Origin of the sequence: Silvibacterium bohemicum, from assembly GCF_001006305.1 — a bacterium.
Taxonomy (GTDB): domain Bacteria; phylum Acidobacteriota; class Terriglobia; order Terriglobales; family Acidobacteriaceae; genus Silvibacterium; species Silvibacterium bohemicum.
In genome coordinates, this window is record NZ_LBHJ01000007.1 from 66,753 (window position 1) to 86,397 (window position 19,645).

Sequence of the window (19,645 nt, forward strand, 5' to 3'; positions counted from 1 at the left end):
TCCAGCTTCCGTCTCTGCGAAGCGAAATAAGTTGCGTGGCGCTTGAGGCTGCGCCACGCGTTGGAGGGTGTGTGTCGGCTAAACCGATGTAGTTTGTGTCTGCGCCGCCAGGAAGGCAGCTTCATGCTCCACAGGAACGACCACCAATTCTCCCATGCGCCATGCTTCCGGATATTCGGTCTTATGAACGATCTTCCACTGCGGGCCGGCAAATTCCACCAGGACGTGATTGTCCACATCGTTGAGCAGAATATTGCCGTTGGGCAAACGAGTGCAGTCCTGAATCCATCCGCCGTCGTACTCGATGGATTCCTTGCGCTTCAAATTGTCGTCGAGGACGATCAGCTCTTTGGCAAGAGTGTTGGCGAGAATCCATCCGCCAGGAATTTTTTCGAGAGCATGAGGACGAGCCAGGCCTTCGAGAATAATCTCGCCCTTCTGTTGCTCGGGAGGCAGGCTCCGGTCGATTTGGATAAGCAGCCCCTGGTGAAAGAGCAGGCACAGGATGTAGCGCTCTTCATCACGATCCCGCACTGTAGTGCAATTGAGATGAGTGGCCTGGAACTTGGTGTGATAGTACTTGTCGCGATGCTCACCGCCGCGGCCGCTGGCACGCGGTTCGCCGGAAGGCGTAACGGAGTATCCGTGCTCCGCAGCCCACCACTCCCACAGCAGATTGCCATCGCGATCCACTTCGATGATGAGATCGGTGCCGCAAGAGGCGGAGAGTAGTCCGCGCTTCGTTCTCTCCAGGCTATGCAAATCGTTGAAGTAAGGGTGCGAGATTCGTTTCAGCAACTTGCCCGGCTCAGCATCGAGGCTTACTTCAAAGATGTTGGAAGCTTCGAAGTCGCTGACGTAAAGCTGGCCATCGGCGAAGCAGACTCCCGCGGGGTTGCCGAGATAGTTTCCCCAATCGGCCTGCCAGATGATACTGTGCTGGTCCCAGTCGTACACGACGAAGGCGCCCATGTAGTTCTGATCGGGATTCAAAGAAGGGCCGAGCTCGCTAACTGGAAGAAAGGTGTAGTCGTCTTTCGTCCAGGTAAGAGGCGATGACGTCGTTTTCGGTCCGGTGACAGCAGGAGTATGAACTTTCTGGCCGGGAACCGCTGGAAGTCCTGATTCGAGCTTCCATCTTGCGCGAAGTTTTTCGCTATTCGTTGTGTATACCGATGCAGCTAGCAGCATATCTCTGAGAGTATGCGACCCATAGCTATTTCGTAAACAATCCGAGCCGCGAATGATTGCGCAATGCCAACGCTATCGCGCAGGGTTTACCTTGTTGCGCGTGCTCCGATGACGATTTTTGCGGGACTGTTGTCCCGCAGTGCAACTTTTTTTTACCTGATGCAGTCATACATTAGATTGGCAACCGGATTTTGTCCCCCATTTCCGTACTAGAGGTGCGCGTTTTTTCTGTGATCGACCTTCACTGCCATACAAACTACTCCGACGGAAGCGCCGGTCCAATCGAGATATTGGATCAGGCTATCGGTCTTGGTCTCGACGCACTGGCCTTCACCGATCACGACACCCTCGAAGGATATGACTGCGCGAAGGATGAGGCGCAGGCACGGAGCTTCGATCTACTCTGCGGAGTGGAGCTAAGCACACACTTCCCATCGAGCACTCGATCCGTTCATCTCCTGGGCTACTTCGCATCCGATCCCGGCGAATGCTTTCGCGCTTGGTTAGGCGGCTTGCAGGAAGGCCGGCGGCTGCGAAATGTTGCTCTTTTGCTTAGACTTCGCGAACTGGGAATGGATATCTCATGGGACGAATTAGAGGCCATCGGGAAGAAGCAGATGGGACGTCCTCATTTCGCAAAGCTCATGTTGGATAAAGGCTATGTAGCCTCGATCCCCGAGGCGTTTCATCGCTATTTGGCCGAAGGCGGACTGGCCTGGGTCGATCGTGACGAGCCGGCCTTGGAAGAAGCCCTGGCGCGAGTGATCAATGCGGGAGGAGTCGCTTCTCTCGCCCACCCAGTGCGCATCAACAGAAATCCATCCGATCTGCATCTTCTTCTCGCCGTGCTGGCGCAGCAGGGGCTCGAAGCGATGGAATGCTTCCACCCGGAACATACTCCGGCCGACACCCAGCTGCTCTTGGGGCTCGCGGACAAGTTCGATCTGGCGGCCACCGGCGGTTCGGATTTCCATGGAAGCTACAAACCCGATGTGAAGCTGGGAAGCGGACGAGGAGATCTCAACATATCGGCCGCGGTCCTCGACGATCTTCGAGAGCGGTTCGCAAAAAATCGAAGCCTTCCCGATTCTCACGCAGCTCCAGCCTATCAACTCAAGGTTTCGTAAATGAAGACACCTTTCTTGATGGGCAATGGTATCTGCGAGGACAAGTCGCCTAGTCTTCTGGCGGCGCCGCATGGCGGGGGATTGGTCCGGCTCATGGTCCCGCCCGAGCGGCGTCAGGAGCTGATGCGGGAATCCGCGGAGCTGCCTTCGCTGCAAATTTCCGCGAGCTCATCGGCGAATCTCGCCATGCTGGCCTCCGGCGCATTCTCGCCTCTCGACCGATTCGTAGGAAAGCGCGAGTGCGAGAGCATCGTGGAGTCTATGCGGCTGACGACCGGCCAACTCTGTCCGGTGCCCATCATGCTGCCTGCGGGGGATCTCAGAAGCATCGATGCTGGCTCGCGGATCGCTCTGCGTGACCTGCAGAATCGCCCCCTCGCCGTCATGACCGTGGAAGAGGTATTTGAAATTCCGCGCGTCTCCTCATCGGTAAAACCTAAGCTGATCGACGCAGCGCGAGACTCGGATTCCACCGATCCTCTGGCTTTGAGCGGATCTCTTCAGGTCTTCAACATCCCGGCTGACATTCAACTACCCGACATGTGGAAGGACCCGGCGGTGATTCGCGAACAGCTCGCGTTGCTGGGCCGCGATCCTGTGATCGCCGTCGACACCTGGGATTCGCGCGACGGCAAGCAGACAGAGTGGCTTCGCAAACTCGCTGAAGAACGGAGAGCTTCTCTGTTGTTCAATCTCGCCGCGGCCGAACCTCGCGTCGATGCCTTCGATCATTTTCACTACCTGCTGGCATGCAAAGCAGCCTTCTCGAGATTTTTTTCATCCAGCCAGGCATTCCTGAATTTTGTCCATCTCTCTGCGAATCTCTCCTCGGAGAATCGCGTGCTGTGGCATGCAATGGTGCACAGGAATTATGGAGCGGGAACTTACGTCATCGACCAGACCCGATGTAGCAATACGGACAGAGCCTCGAAAAGCTACGCCGGTTTTTCGACACCATCGCAAAAGCTTTTCGAATGCGCCGAGGAACTTGGAGTGGAGCTGATCTTTCGCCGTACATCCCAGACCGAGCGGAAATTCTCTACCGATCGGAATGGCTCATCTTCGCCAGCTCGGCGTCATAGTGTTTCGCCTGCGTCGGCAAAGAAATCCGCATCGCCTCGCGCGGTGTTGGGTGTACCTTCTGAGTGGGGCTTGTGCCTGTGGTTCACGGGCCTGCCCAGCGCGGGCAAATCCGCCATCGCAGAAGACCTGCTGATCATGCTGATGGAGAGCGGCTTGCGGGTAACGCTGCTGGATGGCGACACGGTGCGAACCCATCTTTCCAAAGGTCTGGGATTTTCCCGCGAAGACCGCGACACCAACGTGCAGCGTATCGGTTTCGTCGCAGCGGAGATCGTGCGGCACCGCGGCGTTGTGCTTTGCGCTGCGGTGAGCCCTTATCGCGAAACGCGCGATGCCGTGCGCGAGATGATGCCCGAGGGCTCATTCGTGGAGATTTTTGTCGACACGCCCGTCGAGGAATGTGAGCGGCGCGATGTGAAAGGCTTCTACGCCAAAGCCCGCGCCGGACAGTTGAGCCACTTCACCGGCATCGATGATCCGTATGAGCCACCGCAGCATCCCGAAGTCGTCTTGCGTACGGAGCAGACCACGGTGCGCGCCAACGCGCTGCAACTGATGCGGTTTTTGACTAACGAACAGTATCTCAATCCCATTCCGGAGCGAGACAGCTCCTGGCCTGCTTTGCAGGCGGCTGGGAATTCAGCAAGATCAGGGAGATGAAGTGAGGCTAGACTCCTCGCGCCCCATGGCGCAGATATTTCTTTTTCTTTCAGCCTTCGCATTGGCTGCGATATCGGTTTCAGGATGCAAGAGCACTGGATCGGCGGGCACAATCGGCGCCGCTCCTTTTGTAACCGAAACAGGCACAGTTGCATCGACCAAGAATCCGCAGGTGGCCCTTTACACTATCTTCCCGCTGCGGCCGGCGGATGTTGAGGTGCAGTTTGGACCCAGCACAGATTATTCGCTGCGCACCTGGACGCAAGCCGCCGACGGCAGTCATCCGTTATCGCTTCTAGTCGCAGGAATGCGCGCCGATAGCGACTATCATCTGCGCGCCGTGGTTCACTTTCACGACGGTCCCACTCTCACCGATGCGGATCACATCTTCCACACCAGCCATATCGCCTCGAAGCTGATCCCGGTATTCACGACGCATACAGCTTCTGGCGCAACACCGCAGCCGGGCGTGGAGCTGCTCAATTCTGCCATCGGATCGACATCGCAGCTGCTTGTGACCGATCTCGATGGGCATGTGATCTGGGGCTATGACTACTCCGATCGGCGCTCGTCGGGAATGGTGCAGTTCCTGCGCTATGTGCAGGCATCGCTCGATATATTCCCTAATACTTATTACTGGGTGGCCGGCAAATTCGGAGTAACGAGACCGAATGACCAGTCGCCGTCAGATCCGTGGAAGAACGCGCCGCCGGACCAGAAGTCGGGCACGATCATCAATCCGGCGAAGCTCCTGCCCAATGGTGACGTTCTGCTCGTGATTGGGCTCACCGCGCAGTCCCAGCTTCTGGGGCCGCCACCGATTGGCGTTCCCACCGTTCTTCGGGAAATCAATCTGGCCGGTGAAACGGTGAAAGAGCTGCGAGTGGAAACGCTGAACAGGGAACTCGCGTCGGCTGGCTATTCCAACCTTCATCTGGACGTGATTCACCACGACGTCGCCATTTTGCCGAATGGCCATTGGATCGTTCTCGCAAACACCACGCGATCTTTTAAGGATCTGCCGGGATATCCCGGCACCACGCATGTCGTAGGAGATGTGTTGGTCGATGTCGATGCCAACTCGCATCCGGTCTGGGTGTGGAATGAGTTCGATCATCTCGACGTGCATCGTCACCCGATGGATTTTCCCGATTGGACGCATTCCAACGCCGTTCTGTATACGGCCGACGATGGAAACCTCATTGTGTCCAGCCGCAGCCAGAGCTGGGTCATGAAGGTCGACTACCGCAACGGCAAGGGCGAAGGCCAGATTCTTTGGAGAATGGGGAAGGACGGCGACCTGCGGCTGTTGAACGGAACCGATCCCGTCGACTGGAGCTACGCGCAACACGATCCGGAGATCGTTGGTCAGCGCAGCGCAGGAGTTTTCCGGCTCTCCATAATGGACAACGGAAACAATCGCGTGATGGCCAACGGCGGCATCTGCGGAACGAAAGGGAATGCTCCCTGCTACTCTTCCGTCAATGTCTACGAGGTCGACGAGAGCGCCAAAACGGCGAAGCTGGTCTTTCATCAAGCGTACCCGCCGGCTCAATATTCGGTGTGGGGAGGCAGCGTAACACCCCTCGCCAATGGCGATCTCGATGCCGATCTCTGTTTTCAGCAGCACGCCTCGAATGTCTATGAGTTGACCGTGCCCGATTTATCCACGACTGAGAAGCCCCAGGTGGTGTGGCAGCTCCACATGCAGGGGACGAATCTCTATCGGACGCAGCGGCTGCCCAGCCTCTATCCCGGCGTGCAGTGGTGAGTCGCCGCTTCTGAATCCGGCCATAACGGCTCGAACCATCCTTATTCCCGCACGCTAGCCCTTGAAGTCCGCTTGCAAAAGGCGATAGTGTGGACGCTGGACAATGATAACGATCTCACGCCCGCATCTTCGCGTGGGCCGTTACGCCGAAAGGATTGGATGTCGACCTCAAGACGGGATTTTCTGAAGACCACGATCATCGCGGGTGCAGGCATGGCCGTGCCCGCCGCTGCCGCTGCAGCCACTGCTGAGGGATCGGCAGCAACCGGAAGCATGGATGAAGCCCAGATCGGCAGAGCCGGCGCAAGCACCGGCGAATACACGCGCGGCATCGGCATGTATCCCGGCGCACCATCGGAAAACTTCAGTCCTGAGCTCGTAGCCGACAATACGGCCTACCGCAATCTGGCATTGCTGCGGCCGGCCTATCACTCCAGCAGTTACGACTACAACCTGACCGCACAGCTGGTCACCGACGGCATCAAGGATACGCATCTTCCCACCTGGGTCGGGGTCTCCATGAATCGGATGGGCGACCTTCCCAAGGCCGAGCGTGAAGTGCTCCTCGACCACTTTCCCGCCAGCCTTGTGCCCCTGCGCGGAACGAATCCATCGGTACAGGTCCAACTCGGCGGCGGCGAAAGCCTTCCCGCTGTCGATCGAATCGCGGTCTTCGTCGTTCTGTCTGAGGCGGTGCACGCCGAGCAGCTGACATTTACGGTTTCCGTCTCCGACGACGGACGCGCCTGGAAAGAGGTCGGCAGTGCTTCCTCGCCCCAGGCCGTTGATGGTGCGAATTACCCGCCTGACATGATCCATGGCGCCAAACTTTATTTCCCCTCCATCTCTCTGAAAGAGGCCTATCGCAGCCGCTATTACGAGGTGAAATGCGGCCTGTCGACGTCGCAGGAGAACGATGGATCGTCTCCCTGGACCATGGGGCAGATCGAGTTTTACGAAGGAGACCGCCGCGTACAAGTCGGCGGCCCGTACAGCTTTACCAGCGCATGGATGAGCGCCGGCTGCGGCGAAGAGTGGGTGTATGTCGATCTCGGCACACGATGCGAGTTCGACCGCGTTGCGCTCTATTGGATCGCACCCGCCGCCGAAGGTGCAATCCAGGTCTCCGATGATGCACAAACGTGGCGTGACTTGAGGCCGCTCTCGGGCAACGGCACAGTGGACGATATCAAGCTTTCGTCCCCCGCGCGAGGCCGCTATGTGCGCGTGCTCATGACTCGTCCCACTTCAGCCGAAGGTTATCTGTTGAGCGAGATCGAGGTGTACGGCCGAGGCGGCTTCACCGCCAAACCCAAGCCCAGATCGATGACGGCTTCTGATGGAAAGCTCGATCTCGCCGGAGGGAACTGGCGCCTGCAGCGCTCGACGCAGACCGAAGCAGCGGGGGAGTCTCTTTCCAAGGCCGGCTTCAAAGATAGCGATTGGGTGGTCGCAACCGTGCCGGGAACGGTTCTCACCTCGTACGTAAACGTGGGTGCAGTGCCCGATCCCAACTACAGCCAGAATCAGCTTCACATCTCTGACTCGTTCTTCTATTCGGACTTTTGGTATCGCACGGAATTTCAGGCTCCGTCCTTTGCTCACGGCCAGATTGCGTGGTTGAACTTCGACGGCATCAACTGGAAGGCTGACGTCTTTTTGAACGGCGAAAAGATAGGCCGCATCGAAGGCGGGTTTATCCGCGGCCGATTCGATGTCACAGAGAAACTGCTTGCCGGCAAGTTGAATGCGCTCGCCGTGCGCGTCGAGAAGAATGCGACACCGGGCAGCACGAAACAAAAAACCTACGAGAGCCCCGGCAGGAATGGCGGTGCGCTGGGCGCAGACAACCCCACCTACCACGCATCGATCGGGTGGGACTGGATTCCCACCATTCGTGGAAGGAACACCGGCATCTGGGGCGACGTCTCGCTCACGCTGACCGGTGCTGCGACTCTCGAAAATCCATTCGTCTCCACCACCCTGCCGCTTCCTGATACCTCGCACGCCGATGTCAGCATTGAAGTCGATGCCGTCAATCATGGGACGAAGCCGATCATCGGAACCTTGCGCGGCCGCTTCGGAGACGTGCATTTCGAGCAGCATGTGACGCTGCCAGGCTCCTCGCGACTTACCATCAAGCTTGATCCTTCGACGCATCCTGTGCTTCGCCTGCAAAAACCGGATCTCTGGTGGCCGGTTGGCTACGGTGAGCCGCACCTGTACGACGTAGAGCTGAGCTTCGAGTCGAAAGAGAAAAAGCTGCTCGATAAAAAGTCGTTTAAGGCCGGCGTGCGCCAGATGACCTACAGCGAAGAGGGTTCGGCGCTGAAGATTTGGATCAACGGCCGCCGCTTTGTCGCGCGCGGCGGCAACTGGGGCTTCGGCGAATCGATGCTGCTCTATCGCGCCCGCGAATATGACGCGGCAGTTCGCTATCACCGCGAGATGAACTTCACCATGGTCCGCAACTGGGTGGGGCAGATCGGCGATGAGGCATTCTACGAAGCGTGCGACCGCCACGGCGTAATGGTGTGGCAGGATTTCTGGCTGGCCAATCCCTGGGACGGCCCGATACCCGATGACAACGCAATGTTCCTCAGCAATGCGCGCGACTTCGTGCAGCGCATTCGCAGCCATGCATCCATTGGCCTCTACTGCGGACGCAACGAAGGATTTCCCCCAAAGCCATTGGACGATGGAATACGTAGCATTCTGGCGGAGCTGCATCCTGACTTGCATTACATTGGCAGCTCTGCGGATAAGGTGGTCAGCGGACACGGCCCTTACAACGCCCTGCCGCCAGCCGTCTACTTTCAGTTGGCGGACAACAAGCTGCACAGCGAGATTGGCATGCCCAACATTCCGCCCATCGAGAGCGTGCGCGCCATGATGCCGGAGAGCGCGATCTGGCCGCAGGCATTGGATTGGGGACTCCATGATTTCAATCTCACCGGCGCGCAGGGCGGCAGCTCCTTCCTCAACATCATCAAGGATAGTTACGGTGGCGCCGATAGCGGCGAGGAGTGGATTTCGCTCGCGCAGTTCGTGAACTACGAGGGCTATCGCGCCATGTTCGAGGCCCAGAGCAAATACCGGATGGGCGTGCTGTTATGGATGAGCCATCCCTGCTGGCCTTCGTTCGTATGGCAGACCTACGATTATTACTTCGAGCCCACTGCTGCTTACTTCGGCTGCAAAAAAGGATCGGAGCCGCTGCACATTCAGTGGAACCGCGTGGACGAAAGCATCGAAGTAGTGAACTACAGCGGCGGAGATGCGAAAGGACTGAGTGCGCAGGCCGAGATTTTGAATCTGGACGGGACCAAGGCGTGGACGAAGACCGTGTCACTCGATAGCGCCGAGGACAGCACCTCGCCGTGCATCAAACTCGAGTCGGTAGCAGGTCTCACGCCCGTACACTTCCTGCGCCTGACATTGACGCGCGGAACGGATGCGATTTCAACTAACTTTTATCTGCGAGGGATAAAGGAGGGCGATTATCGCTCGATCCGCACGTTGCCCAAAGCGCAGGTGAAGGCCCGCACAAATGCGGTACGGGAGGCCGACCGCTGGATACTGACCACCGAGCTGAACAACGCATCAGCGGCCCCGGCGTTGATGACGCGCCTCAAAGCCGTCCGCGACCGCAGCGGCGACCGCATCCTCCCCGCCATCTACAGTGATAATTACGTCTCCCTTATGCCGGGCGAGCATAAAATTATTACCACGGAGCTCAAGCATGCCGACACCCGAGGCGAGAAGCCTAGAATCGTTGTCGGCGGATTCAATGTCGAATCGAGTTCGGCATAAACTCTGGAAGATTTGCCGCAGTAACCTCGGAATTGCGGGATGATGCATCGCGATCTGGATTTCGGACATCTATATATCCGGTTTCTGCCGCTAAAAATGCCTCCGGCAGGATATTTTGTACGGAATTGCCGATAGAAGGCATGGTAAGTTGGGCCGTCAATGGTAATCAGACTTCTTCCCGCGCCGCATGATTCGACTGCACCATCGGAAATGCCCGGCGTCTCCTCCGTTTCTGCCGGCTCCGGTCCGGTCGCGGTTGTAACCCGGATCAATACACAAGGCGGATCCACATCCGCCGCCGGTGCCTATTCTGGTTGGACACAATCCGCCAAGCAACCCCGTGTCTATACGACACCGGGTCTACAGAACGATGATGCCACGACCGAATACCAGCAGCCCTCTTGGAGCTACCTGTCCAGCGCCGACTGGACCGCTCCGCCCGCAAACAGCCCCGCCGCGCATTACCTGATGTATTCCGGAGCGTTGACCCAGGAAAGCGGGCAGCTGGTCAATCTATATGCCTAAGTTGCGCTAGCCTGGCCGTGCGCCTGGCTTCGCCGCTCTAGCGCACTTTCTCTACGTCAACTCTGTTACAGGATGCGAGTCGCCCTATGCCATTTTCAATGGCCTTCTGCGCCGCGGCTATGTCCCTACATTCATAATTGTCTTCAAGTCAAAGTATTCTGGGGCGGATGCAAACGTCGACAGGAAGTGTTTCTTTATACGTGTCATTGCTGATCTTTGAAAGCGTTCTATCCTGCGTTGATGAGGCTTTATGAGCACATACAAGGTGAGTCAAATTTGCAAGAACAGCTTCTCGTCTTTCTCCAGCCTTGTGTTACGCTACAGTTCGCTGCATTAATTTGCATCATGGAGTAATTGTTGAGCACTGCCCCATTTGATTTAAGCGGTAAGTGCGCTGTGGTAATCGGCGGAACATCCGGCCTCGGAAAAGCGATTGCTCTCGGGCTCGCCGCAGCCGGTGCCGACGTCGTCGCCGCCTCGCGCCGCTCGGAAGAATCTGCTCAGACAGCAGTTGAGATAGAAGCGCTCGGCAGAAAGACCCTGCAGCAGACCGTAGACGTTTGCGACCGCTCGTCGATCGAATCGCTGCATCGGGCAGTCATCGAGAAGTTTTCCAAGGTCGACATCCTGATAAACGCGGCAGGTGTCACGCTGAAAGTGCCCACGCTGGAGTGCGCGGAAGAAGACTGGCTGCGCGTGCTCGATATCAATTTGAACGGCACATGGCGCTCATGCCAGATCTTCGGCAGAACCATGGCCGCGCAGAAGCACGGGAAGATTTTGAATATCGCTTCACTCTCGACCTTCGTCGCCTTCAAAGACGTAGCCGTGTATGGAGTGAGCAAGAGTGGTGTCGGTGCGCTCACAAAATCGCTCGCGGTGGAGCTCGCGCCTTCCAACATTTGCGTGAACGCCATCGCGCCCGGCATCTTTCCAACCTCGCTGAATGCCAATCTTGTCCGGAACACCGACCGCGGGCGTGAATTAAAGATGCGCACGCCAATGAACCGCTTCGGAGAGTTAAACGAAATTGTCGGCGGCGCGATCTATCTGGTTTCCGATGCCGCGTCTTTCGTCACCGGAGAAATTTTGGTCATCGACGGCGGTTACATGGCAAGCGGCGTCAATCAGTAGAGCATCTTTACAGCTCCCTCATCCGCCGCTTCGGAGTTAAGGTGATCTCTGTTTCTCCCGCAGACGGACCGGAGTGACCTTTCGCGGCGATGAGGAATCGGCTGGCATCGACCTTCCTCCATCTGCATAGACTCTCTGCTGTGCCTCCCAGGCTACGGAATCCATCTTCCATGCGAACACAAACATCTTCAAGCCGACGAAGCAGAGGTATGTCCCCAGGATGGCGGTAGCAAGAGAATTGCCTACGTCATCGACGGCACATGCCGCCAGAATGCCCGAGAACGCAATCGATGCGGGACCGAAGAGATAGACAGAGTAGTGACGTGACAGCTGATTTCCAGGTCCGGTCGCGGACACAATCGAAAAGATTCCAAATACGCATGCGTAAATCGCCGCAGCGACCAGCAGCCATCGCGTCGCAATCAGTGGAGAGTATCCTAACACCACTCCAGTGCCGGCCAGAATTGTGCCGCTCATCATGTAAAAGATGAAGCGATGCATACGCCTCGGTCCCTCGCCGAGGGCAGCAAACCAGTCCGAAATTCCAGCCAGTATGAGCGCGGCCATCGCAAGAACCAGCGCAATGGCGACAGACACGGCTTCAAAGAAGAGGTTGGTCATGGTGGCGCCGAGATAGACGAAAGCCGATCCCAGAATGAATGCCAAAGCTCCATGGAAACTAAGAACTGCAGTGCGAATCTTCACATCGTTCAGCATTGGAGTGAAACCTCCTCATTCTGTGAACCGCCGATTACTTGCTGAATAGGCTTTTCGGCTGCGGCTGCTCTGAGCGGTGGGACGCACAATACTGGACATGTCGCGCTCGACACCACTTGCAGCACAGTGCTTGATGGAAAGTCTTTCTCGCCAAGTTCGTTCGCTGGGGAGCCGAGAACAATAAGATCCGCGTGAACCTTGTTTGCATAGAGGCCAATGAGTTTCGCGGGCTCGCCGATGCTAACCAGATGTTCCACTGGAACGGTGTGAGCTTCGTTGAAGGGCGCGAGAAAACGCAATCGCTCCATGCAGCTCGAATGGTCATGCTCATTGGCATTGGAAGCAACGTGCAGGGCGAAGAGCTGTGTGTGGGCAATGCGGTGGGCATAGCGGAGCGCCACCAGCGATGCCGGTGAGAAATCCGTTGCTGCCAGAACGTGACGCCAATGGCCGGCCCACGGCAGCAAACTTTCCGCGCTGGGAGACACTGCCAGAATCGGGCACGGAGCTTTGCTCAGAAGCTGCCGTGCGACCGTACCCAGTGCGACGCGCCCCGCCTCGGTTGTCGCTCGAGTTCCCAGGATCAGCAGATCCGCGTGATGATCGGCAATCGTCTGCAGAATGCGCTCGCAGACTACCCCATTTTCGACCACGGATTGAGTTGCAATTCCCAGGTCTCGGGCTTCTTCTTCGATCCGGCTCAACTCCTGGCGCGCAGCTTTGTCTGCTGCAAGCGTCGAAGGCGCGCCCTCTGGAAACGCATACGCCAACGGATCGATGACGTGGACGATCACCAGCAACGATTGCCGCAGCCGCGCGAGAGCCTGCGCATACTTGAGTGCGATAGAGGCCGGATCGCTCAAATCCGTCGCAACTACGATCGTCCTGAGTTTCAAGCTTGTGTTGTTCATCGCTACACCTCGCTGTCTTGAATATCGAACAGCGAACAACGGTGCCGCAGTGATTCGCATCACGGGAAGATGTGATCGGCGTCACAAAGGAAAACCCGAGATACACGCCTCGCCCTTCAGAGGATGCATCTGAAAAACGTCTCATTCGTTCTTGATCCGGATCAATGGAAAAGCAGAAAAAATCTCCATTTGTCGCAGATACGGACAGATACAAAACGAATATCTACAACTAGATGGGGATTGCTCATCGAATATGCACAAACCTAGAGTCTCCAGAAGAAGATTGGGGCAAGGGCGAAGATTGGCGGAGCGGACTTATGATGCGCAAGCTGGCTGATCGAATCAAATTGCTTGCGCCAATCGTACTGGTATTACTCTGGCACGCCAACCTCTATGCCCAGCAGCCGGCGATAACCACGGCAGCGCGCGTGCATGATTTACCCGCAGACCAGGCGGCCAAAAAGATTCCGGTCCATCTGATTGCTACCGTAACTTATTACGAGCCTTCGGAGCGTACGCTGTTTGTCGCGGATGCCAGCGGCGCGGTCTACGTCAAGACGACGCGGTTCTATCCCATTCATCGCGGGGATCTGGTCAAAATCGATGGCTTCACGGCGATGAGCTTTCGTACCACGGTCGCCCCCGATCCGCACATCGAAGTCATCGGCAAAGGTTCCTTCACCCGAACCAAGATTCAGAGTTATCTCAGTTATCGTGAATTAATGGCCGGTAAGTGGGATTGCCAGTATGTCGTTCTGCATGGAACGGTTCGTTCCGCGCTGATTGAGCCTCACGCCGACACCAACACTCTGGAAATAGAGGTTCTGGTGCCCGGGGGCATTGTGCAGGCCTACCTCCAGGACTTCAGAGGCGTCGATCCGAGTGAGTTGATCGATGCGGAGGTCGAGATCTCAGGCGTGATCGGCGGTGATTTCAACGCGCAATGGCAGCTCATGCGCAGTGTCGTGTATGCCGCCGATCCGAGTGAACTGCTGATTATCCGCAAGCCTCGGATACCGCCGTCTAGCCTGCCTCTCACCGATATCGACGGGGTCATGCAGACCCACTCGATCAAGGATCAATCGCAGCGAGTAAGAGTAAGAGGCACAGTTACCTATTATCAGCCGGGCCATGCCATCGTCATCCAACGGGACGGCCGCAGCCTCTTTGCTTCAACTCGCCAGGTCGACCCTATTCCTCTTGGAGCGATCGTCGACTTGATCGGCTTCGCGGAAGGCGACGGATATGCGCCGACACTGGCGCAGACCGAAATTATACTTACCGGACAGTCGGAGGTTATTCAACCAACGCCTGTCACTTATACGCAAGCAATCGGTGGCACTTATAGCGACGATCTTGTATCGTTGCGGGGAACCGTCATCTCGCAGATGCATGCCAATTCCGCGGATACGCTTTTGCTGATGGTCGATAACCACGCCGTGACGGCTGTGCTGCAAGGACGCGCGGGAAGCCGTTGGCTGCCGAATCTGCCCACGGGGACCGCTGTTTCGGTGAGCGGAATATGCCGCGTCACTCCAGGCGCGGACTGGGGAACGCCTGGTATCACGCCAATGCTTTTCCGGCTGGACCTGCGCACTGCGGAGGATCTGCGAGTTATCAGCTCGCCCTCGTGGTGGACAGTAGGCCATCTGCTTGTCGCGATAGGCGCACTGGTGGGACTATCTTTCCTCATCGCCATCTGGGCTATCGTGTTGCGTAAAAGAGTGGCCGACCAGACGGCAACGATCGAGCGCACCGTCCGTTTGGAAAAGGTGCGCAGCCGCATTCTTGAAGCAGTAAATTCCGAAATACCGTTGGACGAACTGCTCGCCGATATCTGCAACTCGGTGGCGGAGCTGGTAGTCGGAATCCGCTGCTGTTGTTCCATTAAAGATTCGGACAAAGAACAAATCTACGGCGCCGAAGCCAGTGCCTGTTACCTGTCGTCCGGCCAGACTGTCTTCACCCAGCCATTGAATGACGCGAGGGGACGGCAGATCGGCACATTCCTGGGGTGCGGCACCGAGCCGCGGATGCTCTCGCATTTTGAAACAGAGGTGCTTGGAGTGGGTGCGGCCCTGGCCAATCTTGCCCTCAACCAAAGACGGATCTACCAGGAGTTGAACTACACATCTACGCACGATCAACTCACCTCGCTTCCCAATCGAAGACTGTCGGATCTCAATTTCGAAGTCGCGATTCAAGCGGCGACGCAATCGGGAAGCCGCATTGCCGTTGCATACATCGATGTCGACCGCTTCAAACGAGTGAATGACGAGCACGGCCACAAGATCGGCGATCTCTATCTGCAACAGATCGCCTGCCGCCTCATTTCCAGGGTCCGCACCAGCGACAAGCTGGCGCGCATCGGCGGCGATGAGTTCCTGCTCATAGCTACTGAGATCGAGAATCTTGAAGATGCCGAAGCATGCCGGCGCAGGGTCGAGAGCTGCTTCGAGCATGGCTTCATCCTTGACGAAGCACGCGTGTATGGCTCAGCGAGCATCGGCATCGCTGTTTATCCCGATCATGGTTCCAACGCGGAGGAGTTGAAGCGTCACGCGGATATCGATATGTACTCCGCGAAACGTCGCCGCGGAGCGGATCAGGATTACCGGCCGTCGGCTGCTGGGGAGACAACAATCTTCTCACCGGCGGATTTAGATGCGGCGCTTGAAAACCGGCAGTTCCAGCTTTATTACCAGCCTCAGTTTTCCGCGCAGGGTAAATTGCGGGGATTGGAAGCGCTGCTTCGGCTCGACGACCCCATCTTAGGCATCGTAACGCCGGACGCCTTCATCAGTGTTGCCGAGCGCAACGACATCATCATTCCGGTCGGAGCGTGGGTATTGCGCCAGGCTCTACACGATGCGGCCCAATGGGGCCTGCAAGCGATGGATGGAGTTCGCATGGTGGTCAACGTCTCGGCTCGCCAGATCGAGCAGCCTGATTTCGCCGGCGATGTTCTCGCGGCGTTGCGGGAGTGTGAAATGCCGGCGAGTTGTTTAGAGATTGAACTCACCGAGCGAACGATTGCACGCGATATCGCGCAAGCCATGATCCAACTCAACAAGCTTCACGCCGAAGGCGTGCGTATCTCCATCGACGACTTTGGTATGGAACACTCCTGCCTCGGAGTTCTGCACAAGCTGCCGATCGATACGCTGAAAATAGACCGAAGTTTCGTTCGCGCACTGCACAGCGAACCGGCCGTGCTGCCTATCGTTGAAGCGATTGTGAGCATGGGAAAGACGATGCTCAAGCGAATCGTCGCAGAAGGAGTCGAGACGGAAGAAGATATCCAGGCGCTCGCGAAGCTGGGCGAGATGGATCTGCAGGGCTTCTACTTCAGCCGTCCTCAGTCGTTTGAAGTCATCTCCCAAAGACTCGAAGAATGGCGCTCAGGCGTAGTCATGGGAGTATCGAGACCATGGAATTCCGATCGTCCGAAGCAAGATACACCCGCGATGAGAAAGATGCGGAGAGAGCCGTAGTTGGAATTCATTGCGCCTATCCTCGGGCGATCAGGAAATGTAGAAGTCTAATCCAGTGCGATGAACCTCCGTTCGGCCGAACAAAATCAATCTATCGCCCTAACTAGGTGGGTGAACAACCCCGATCTCAGGTGGTAGTTGCGAGCCTATCCCTCCCGCAAAGGTGATATGGCGCTTCTTCATGAGAAGCCGATAATAGATAGATTGAGGATCGCTCATTTTTAGCTACGAATTTCCAGAATGTTAGTGTCTCTTCGCAGTTTCGCTGCCAGATGGAGAAGGCTCACCGTGTGCCTTCTCGTTTTCGGCTGCCTGACTTCATACTGCCATGCGCTGGATCCTAACAAAGCTATTACGCAATATGTGCAGTTTGAGCTTAACGACAAGAATGGTTTGCCGCAGAACTCCGTCTATTCCATCGCTCAAACCAAAGACGGCTATATGTGGTTCGGGACAGAGGAGGGTATCGCCCGTTTCGATGGGCTCCGCGTGACCGTTCTCAATACTCTGAAGAATAAAAAGCTGGTCGACAACTACATCAATGTACTCACGGCCGCAAGCGATGGAAGTTTGTGGATAGGAACGCGCAGCGGAGTGGGACGTTACAAAGACGGCGTATTCCGCACCTACTTCACTCCGGGATCGCCGATCCTTGCCATCCATGAGGACCGAAGCCGCCGCATCTGGGTGGGCAGTGCAGAGGGCCTGTACTGCTTAAAGAATGAACATATACGCCGCTACACAACGGCCGACAACCTGCCCAGCGCAGAGATCCGCGCCATCGCGGAAGATCGCCGAGGCACCCTGTGGTTTGGAACTCCCAAAGGTCTGGTCAGCTTGGTAGGGGACCGCTTCACCACTTACACCACGAAAGATGGATTGTCGGGTGACGCGATTCAGAAGCTCACCCCTTCGCGAGATGGATCTCTCTGGGTAGCGACGCTGGCCGGTCTGGTTCATTGGTCTGGCGGTGTGTTACAGAAGTTGCGGCCATCTGAGTTTCCTCCGCAAGCGCGCATTGCGTCGATGCTCGAAGACCACGATGGAGTGCTCTGGCTGGCCTTCGAGCACAACGGTATTGCCTCTCTGTGGCAGGGTAAGCTCAAGTTTTACACCATGGCGGAAGGGTTGCCCTCCGATGAAGTTGGCTATCTCTTCGAAGATCGCGCCCAACACCTGTGGGTAGGCATGTCCGAAGGGGGAGCAGTGGAGCTGCGCGATGGCCTCTTCAGCAGCTTTGGCAGGCGTGAGGGGCTTTCCTCAAACATGATCTGGAGCGTTCTGCAGGCCCGCGACGGCAGCGTATGGGTAGGCACGAACGGCAAGGGCCTCAATCACATCGATAAAGACGGGAAGGTCCGTATTTATACCGTCGCCGATGGACTCACGGCCGACACGATTTTCGGTTTGTGTGAGGCCCCCGATGGAAGCCTCTGGATCGGTCTGGAACATGGCCAGCTCGTTCATTTCGATCGAGGCCGCTTTACTACCTTCCGCGATCCGGCGGCGAAGGATAGTCGCCTCGCGGCAATTCTTCAGGATCCCAGCGGAGACCTGTGGCTTGGATTTCACGAGGAGAACGGTCTTGTTCGTTTCCACAACGGTCATTTTCAACACTACGCCGCGCCTGGCCTGGTGAACACGTTGGCCATGGCTCCAGACGGCGCAATCTGGGTAGGCAGCGATCACGCCGGCGTCAGCCGCATGAAGAACGGCGCGATCACCACCTACACCACCGCGCAAGGATTGCTCAGTGATTTTGCGCAGGCCGTGTACGTCGACCGCGAGGGCGTGGTCTGGGCCGGCACTTCGCCGGGAGGCTTGAACCGCATCAAGGACGGACATGTCACCACCTATTCCGTGAACCAGGGTCTCTTCGATCTAACCGTAGGAGCCATCGTCGAGGATGATCTGGGAAACCTATGGATGACCTGCAACAACGGGATCTTTCGCGTCACGAAAAAAGAGTTGACCGACTATGCCGAGGGCCGGACGCGATCCATCCACAGCGTGGTTTACGGCAGCGCCGACGGACTGCGCGAGCCGGAGTGCAATTTCGCAGCCTATCCAGCGGTATGGAAAGGCTCCAGCGGCCGGCTTTGGTTTGCGACCGTGGGCGGCGTGGCATCGATCAATCCTGATCACATGCCGCGTCTCGTTGCCGAGCCTCAAATTCATATCGAGAGAGTTCTCCTCAATCAGAACCCGGTGCCTTCGAAGGCGGAAGCCATCGTGGGTATAGGTGGCGACGATCTCGAAGTTCAATTCACCGCACCGGAATTCTCTGACCCGGCGCGAATGCAGTTCCGCTATCGTCTCGATCGATTCGATCGCGATTGGGTTTATGTGGCAGGCCGTCGCGAAGCCTACTACACCAAGCTCCCGCCGGGCCGCTACACATTTCAAGTGCAGGCGGCCAACGGTAGCGAGAGCTGGAGTCCGAACTCAGCCGTCCTTTCTTTTGTCCTGAGGCCGCACTACTGGCAGACAACCTGGTTCAAGGCCGTCTGCACTCTTGTCTTTCTCTTGCTGTGCATCGTTCTTGCCAAGCTGCGTTTCCATTACTTGGAAGCTCGCAACCGCGACCTCGAGAATCGAGTAAATCTCAGAACGCAGGAGCTGCAGGAGGCGATCAAGGTCGCGGAAGCGGCGACGGAGGCTTTGCACGAGCAGGCCACCAAAGATTCACTCACTAAACTCTGGAACCGTCACGCCATCTTCGAGCTATTGGACAAGGAAATACAGCGCAGCAGCCGGGAAAGCTCTCATCTTTGCGTCCTGATGGTCGACGTCGACCATTTTAAGGTGATTAACGATATGTATGGCCATCTCACTGGAGACGCGGTCCTGCAACAGGTAGCGGAACGAGTTACAAAACATGCCAGGCCCTACGATTCCATAGGCCGCTACGGCGGAGAAGAGCTGCTCATCGCGCTTCCGCGGTGCACCCTGCCGGATGGCCTGCGGCGAGCCGAGGAGTTTCGCCACGCCATTGCCGCGCAACCCTTCCTCGTAGGACCGTATGTCATCCAGGTCACCTGCAGCATCGGTGTCGCCGTCAGTGAGGGAGACGCAACGGTTGAAGCAATGATTGCCGAAGCAGACTCTGCGCTCTATCAGGCAAAACGAAGTGGCCGCAATTGCGTCCAGACTCTCGATCCTCCCAGCTCTCGGTTGGCGTAGCGATCAGGGTTGCCCAGCACCCCTGATCGCCTGGCA

At 57.1% G+C, this 19,645-nt stretch carries 11 protein-coding genes; 8 read left to right on the forward strand and 3 right to left on the reverse strand.

Annotated features, from left to right (window positions below; genetic code table 11):
* Nucleotides 1-78: 78 nt before the first annotated feature.
* Nucleotides 79-1,191 carry a hypothetical protein gene (locus XX99_RS14965; protein WP_050060218.1) on the reverse strand — a complete coding sequence of 371 codons (1,113 nt, stop codon included), beginning with the start codon at nt 1,189-1,191 and terminating at the stop codon, nt 79-81.
* A 230-nt stretch (nt 1,192-1,421) separates the two neighbouring features.
* On the opposite strand from XX99_RS14965, the gene XX99_RS14970 reads away from it, so the two are divergent.
* The 6 genes from XX99_RS14970 to XX99_RS14995 all read left to right on the forward strand — a co-directional run bounded on the left by XX99_RS14970 (nt 1,422) and on the right by XX99_RS14995 (nt 11,304).
* The gene (locus tag XX99_RS14970) at nt 1,422-2,318 is read left to right on the forward strand and encodes a PHP domain-containing protein (RefSeq protein WP_184085289.1); all 897 of its coding nucleotides are present in this window, start codon (nt 1,422-1,424) and stop codon (nt 2,316-2,318) included.
* Nucleotides 2,319-4,061, forward strand: coding sequence for an adenylyl-sulfate kinase (gene cysC / locus XX99_RS14975; RefSeq protein ID WP_082125600.1), 1,743 nt, complete (start codon nt 2,319-2,321; stop codon nt 4,059-4,061).
* A 1-nt stretch (nt 4,062) separates the two neighbouring features.
* Nucleotides 4,063-5,832, forward strand: a complete 1,770-nt coding sequence (locus XX99_RS14980; RefSeq protein WP_156186005.1) for an aryl-sulfate sulfotransferase — start codon at nt 4,063-4,065, stop codon at nt 5,830-5,832.
* Between the two features lie 159 nt (nt 5,833-5,991).
* Nucleotides 5,992-9,645: a glycosyl hydrolase 2 galactose-binding domain-containing protein gene (locus XX99_RS14985; RefSeq protein WP_050060222.1), complete on the forward strand. Its 3,654-nt coding sequence runs from the start codon at nt 5,992-5,994 to the stop codon at nt 9,643-9,645.
* Between the two features lie 159 nt (nt 9,646-9,804).
* Nucleotides 9,805-10,170, forward strand: a complete 366-nt coding sequence (locus XX99_RS14990) for a hypothetical protein (RefSeq protein ID WP_050060223.1) — start codon at nt 9,805-9,807, stop codon at nt 10,168-10,170.
* Between the two features lie 357 nt (nt 10,171-10,527).
* A complete protein-coding gene (locus tag XX99_RS14995; protein ID WP_050060265.1) occupies nt 10,528-11,304 on the forward strand; it encodes an SDR family NAD(P)-dependent oxidoreductase in 777 nt (258 codons plus the stop codon).
* A gap of 36 nt (nt 11,305-11,340) precedes the next feature.
* Here XX99_RS14995 and XX99_RS15000 read toward each other — a convergent pair whose 3' ends face one another.
* Complete coding sequence (locus XX99_RS15000) at nt 11,341-12,021, reverse strand: hypothetical protein (RefSeq protein WP_050060224.1); 681 nt, start codon at nt 12,019-12,021, stop codon at nt 11,341-11,343.
* Nucleotides 12,015-12,932, reverse strand: coding sequence for a universal stress protein (locus XX99_RS15005; protein WP_050060225.1), 918 nt, complete (start codon nt 12,930-12,932; stop codon nt 12,015-12,017). The genes XX99_RS15000 and XX99_RS15005 overlap by 7 nt, the downstream gene beginning before the upstream one ends.
* A 317-nt stretch (nt 12,933-13,249) precedes the next feature.
* Here XX99_RS15005 and XX99_RS15010 point away from each other — a divergent pair, with 317 nt between their 5' ends.
* Complete coding sequence (locus XX99_RS15010; RefSeq protein WP_050060226.1) at nt 13,250-16,426, forward strand: putative bifunctional diguanylate cyclase/phosphodiesterase; 3,177 nt, start codon at nt 13,250-13,252, stop codon at nt 16,424-16,426.
* 288 nt (nt 16,427-16,714) lie between these two features.
* Nucleotides 16,715-19,609: a ligand-binding sensor domain-containing diguanylate cyclase gene (locus XX99_RS15015; RefSeq protein ID WP_050060227.1), complete on the forward strand. Its 2,895-nt coding sequence runs from the start codon at nt 16,715-16,717 to the stop codon at nt 19,607-19,609.
* Nucleotides 19,610-19,645 lie beyond the last annotated feature (36 nt).

Coding starts and splice junctions, on each gene's coding strand:
- XX99_RS14965 (WP_050060218.1), bottom strand. CDS start 1,191: ATGCTGCTAGCTGCATCGGTATACACAACGAATAGCGAAAAACTTCGC.
- cysC (WP_082125600.1), top strand. CDS start 2,319: ATGAAGACACCTTTCTTGATGGGCAATGGTATCTGCGAGGACAAGTCG.
- XX99_RS14985 (WP_050060222.1), top strand. CDS start 5,992: ATGTCGACCTCAAGACGGGATTTTCTGAAGACCACGATCATCGCGGGT.
- XX99_RS14990 (WP_050060223.1), top strand. CDS start 9,805: ATGGTAATCAGACTTCTTCCCGCGCCGCATGATTCGACTGCACCATCG.
- XX99_RS15000 (WP_050060224.1), bottom strand. CDS start 12,021: ATGCTGAACGATGTGAAGATTCGCACTGCAGTTCTTAGTTTCCATGGA.
- XX99_RS15005 (WP_050060225.1), bottom strand. CDS start 12,932: ATGAACAACACAAGCTTGAAACTCAGGACGATCGTAGTTGCGACGGAT.
- XX99_RS15010 (WP_050060226.1), top strand. CDS start 13,250: ATGATGCGCAAGCTGGCTGATCGAATCAAATTGCTTGCGCCAATCGTA.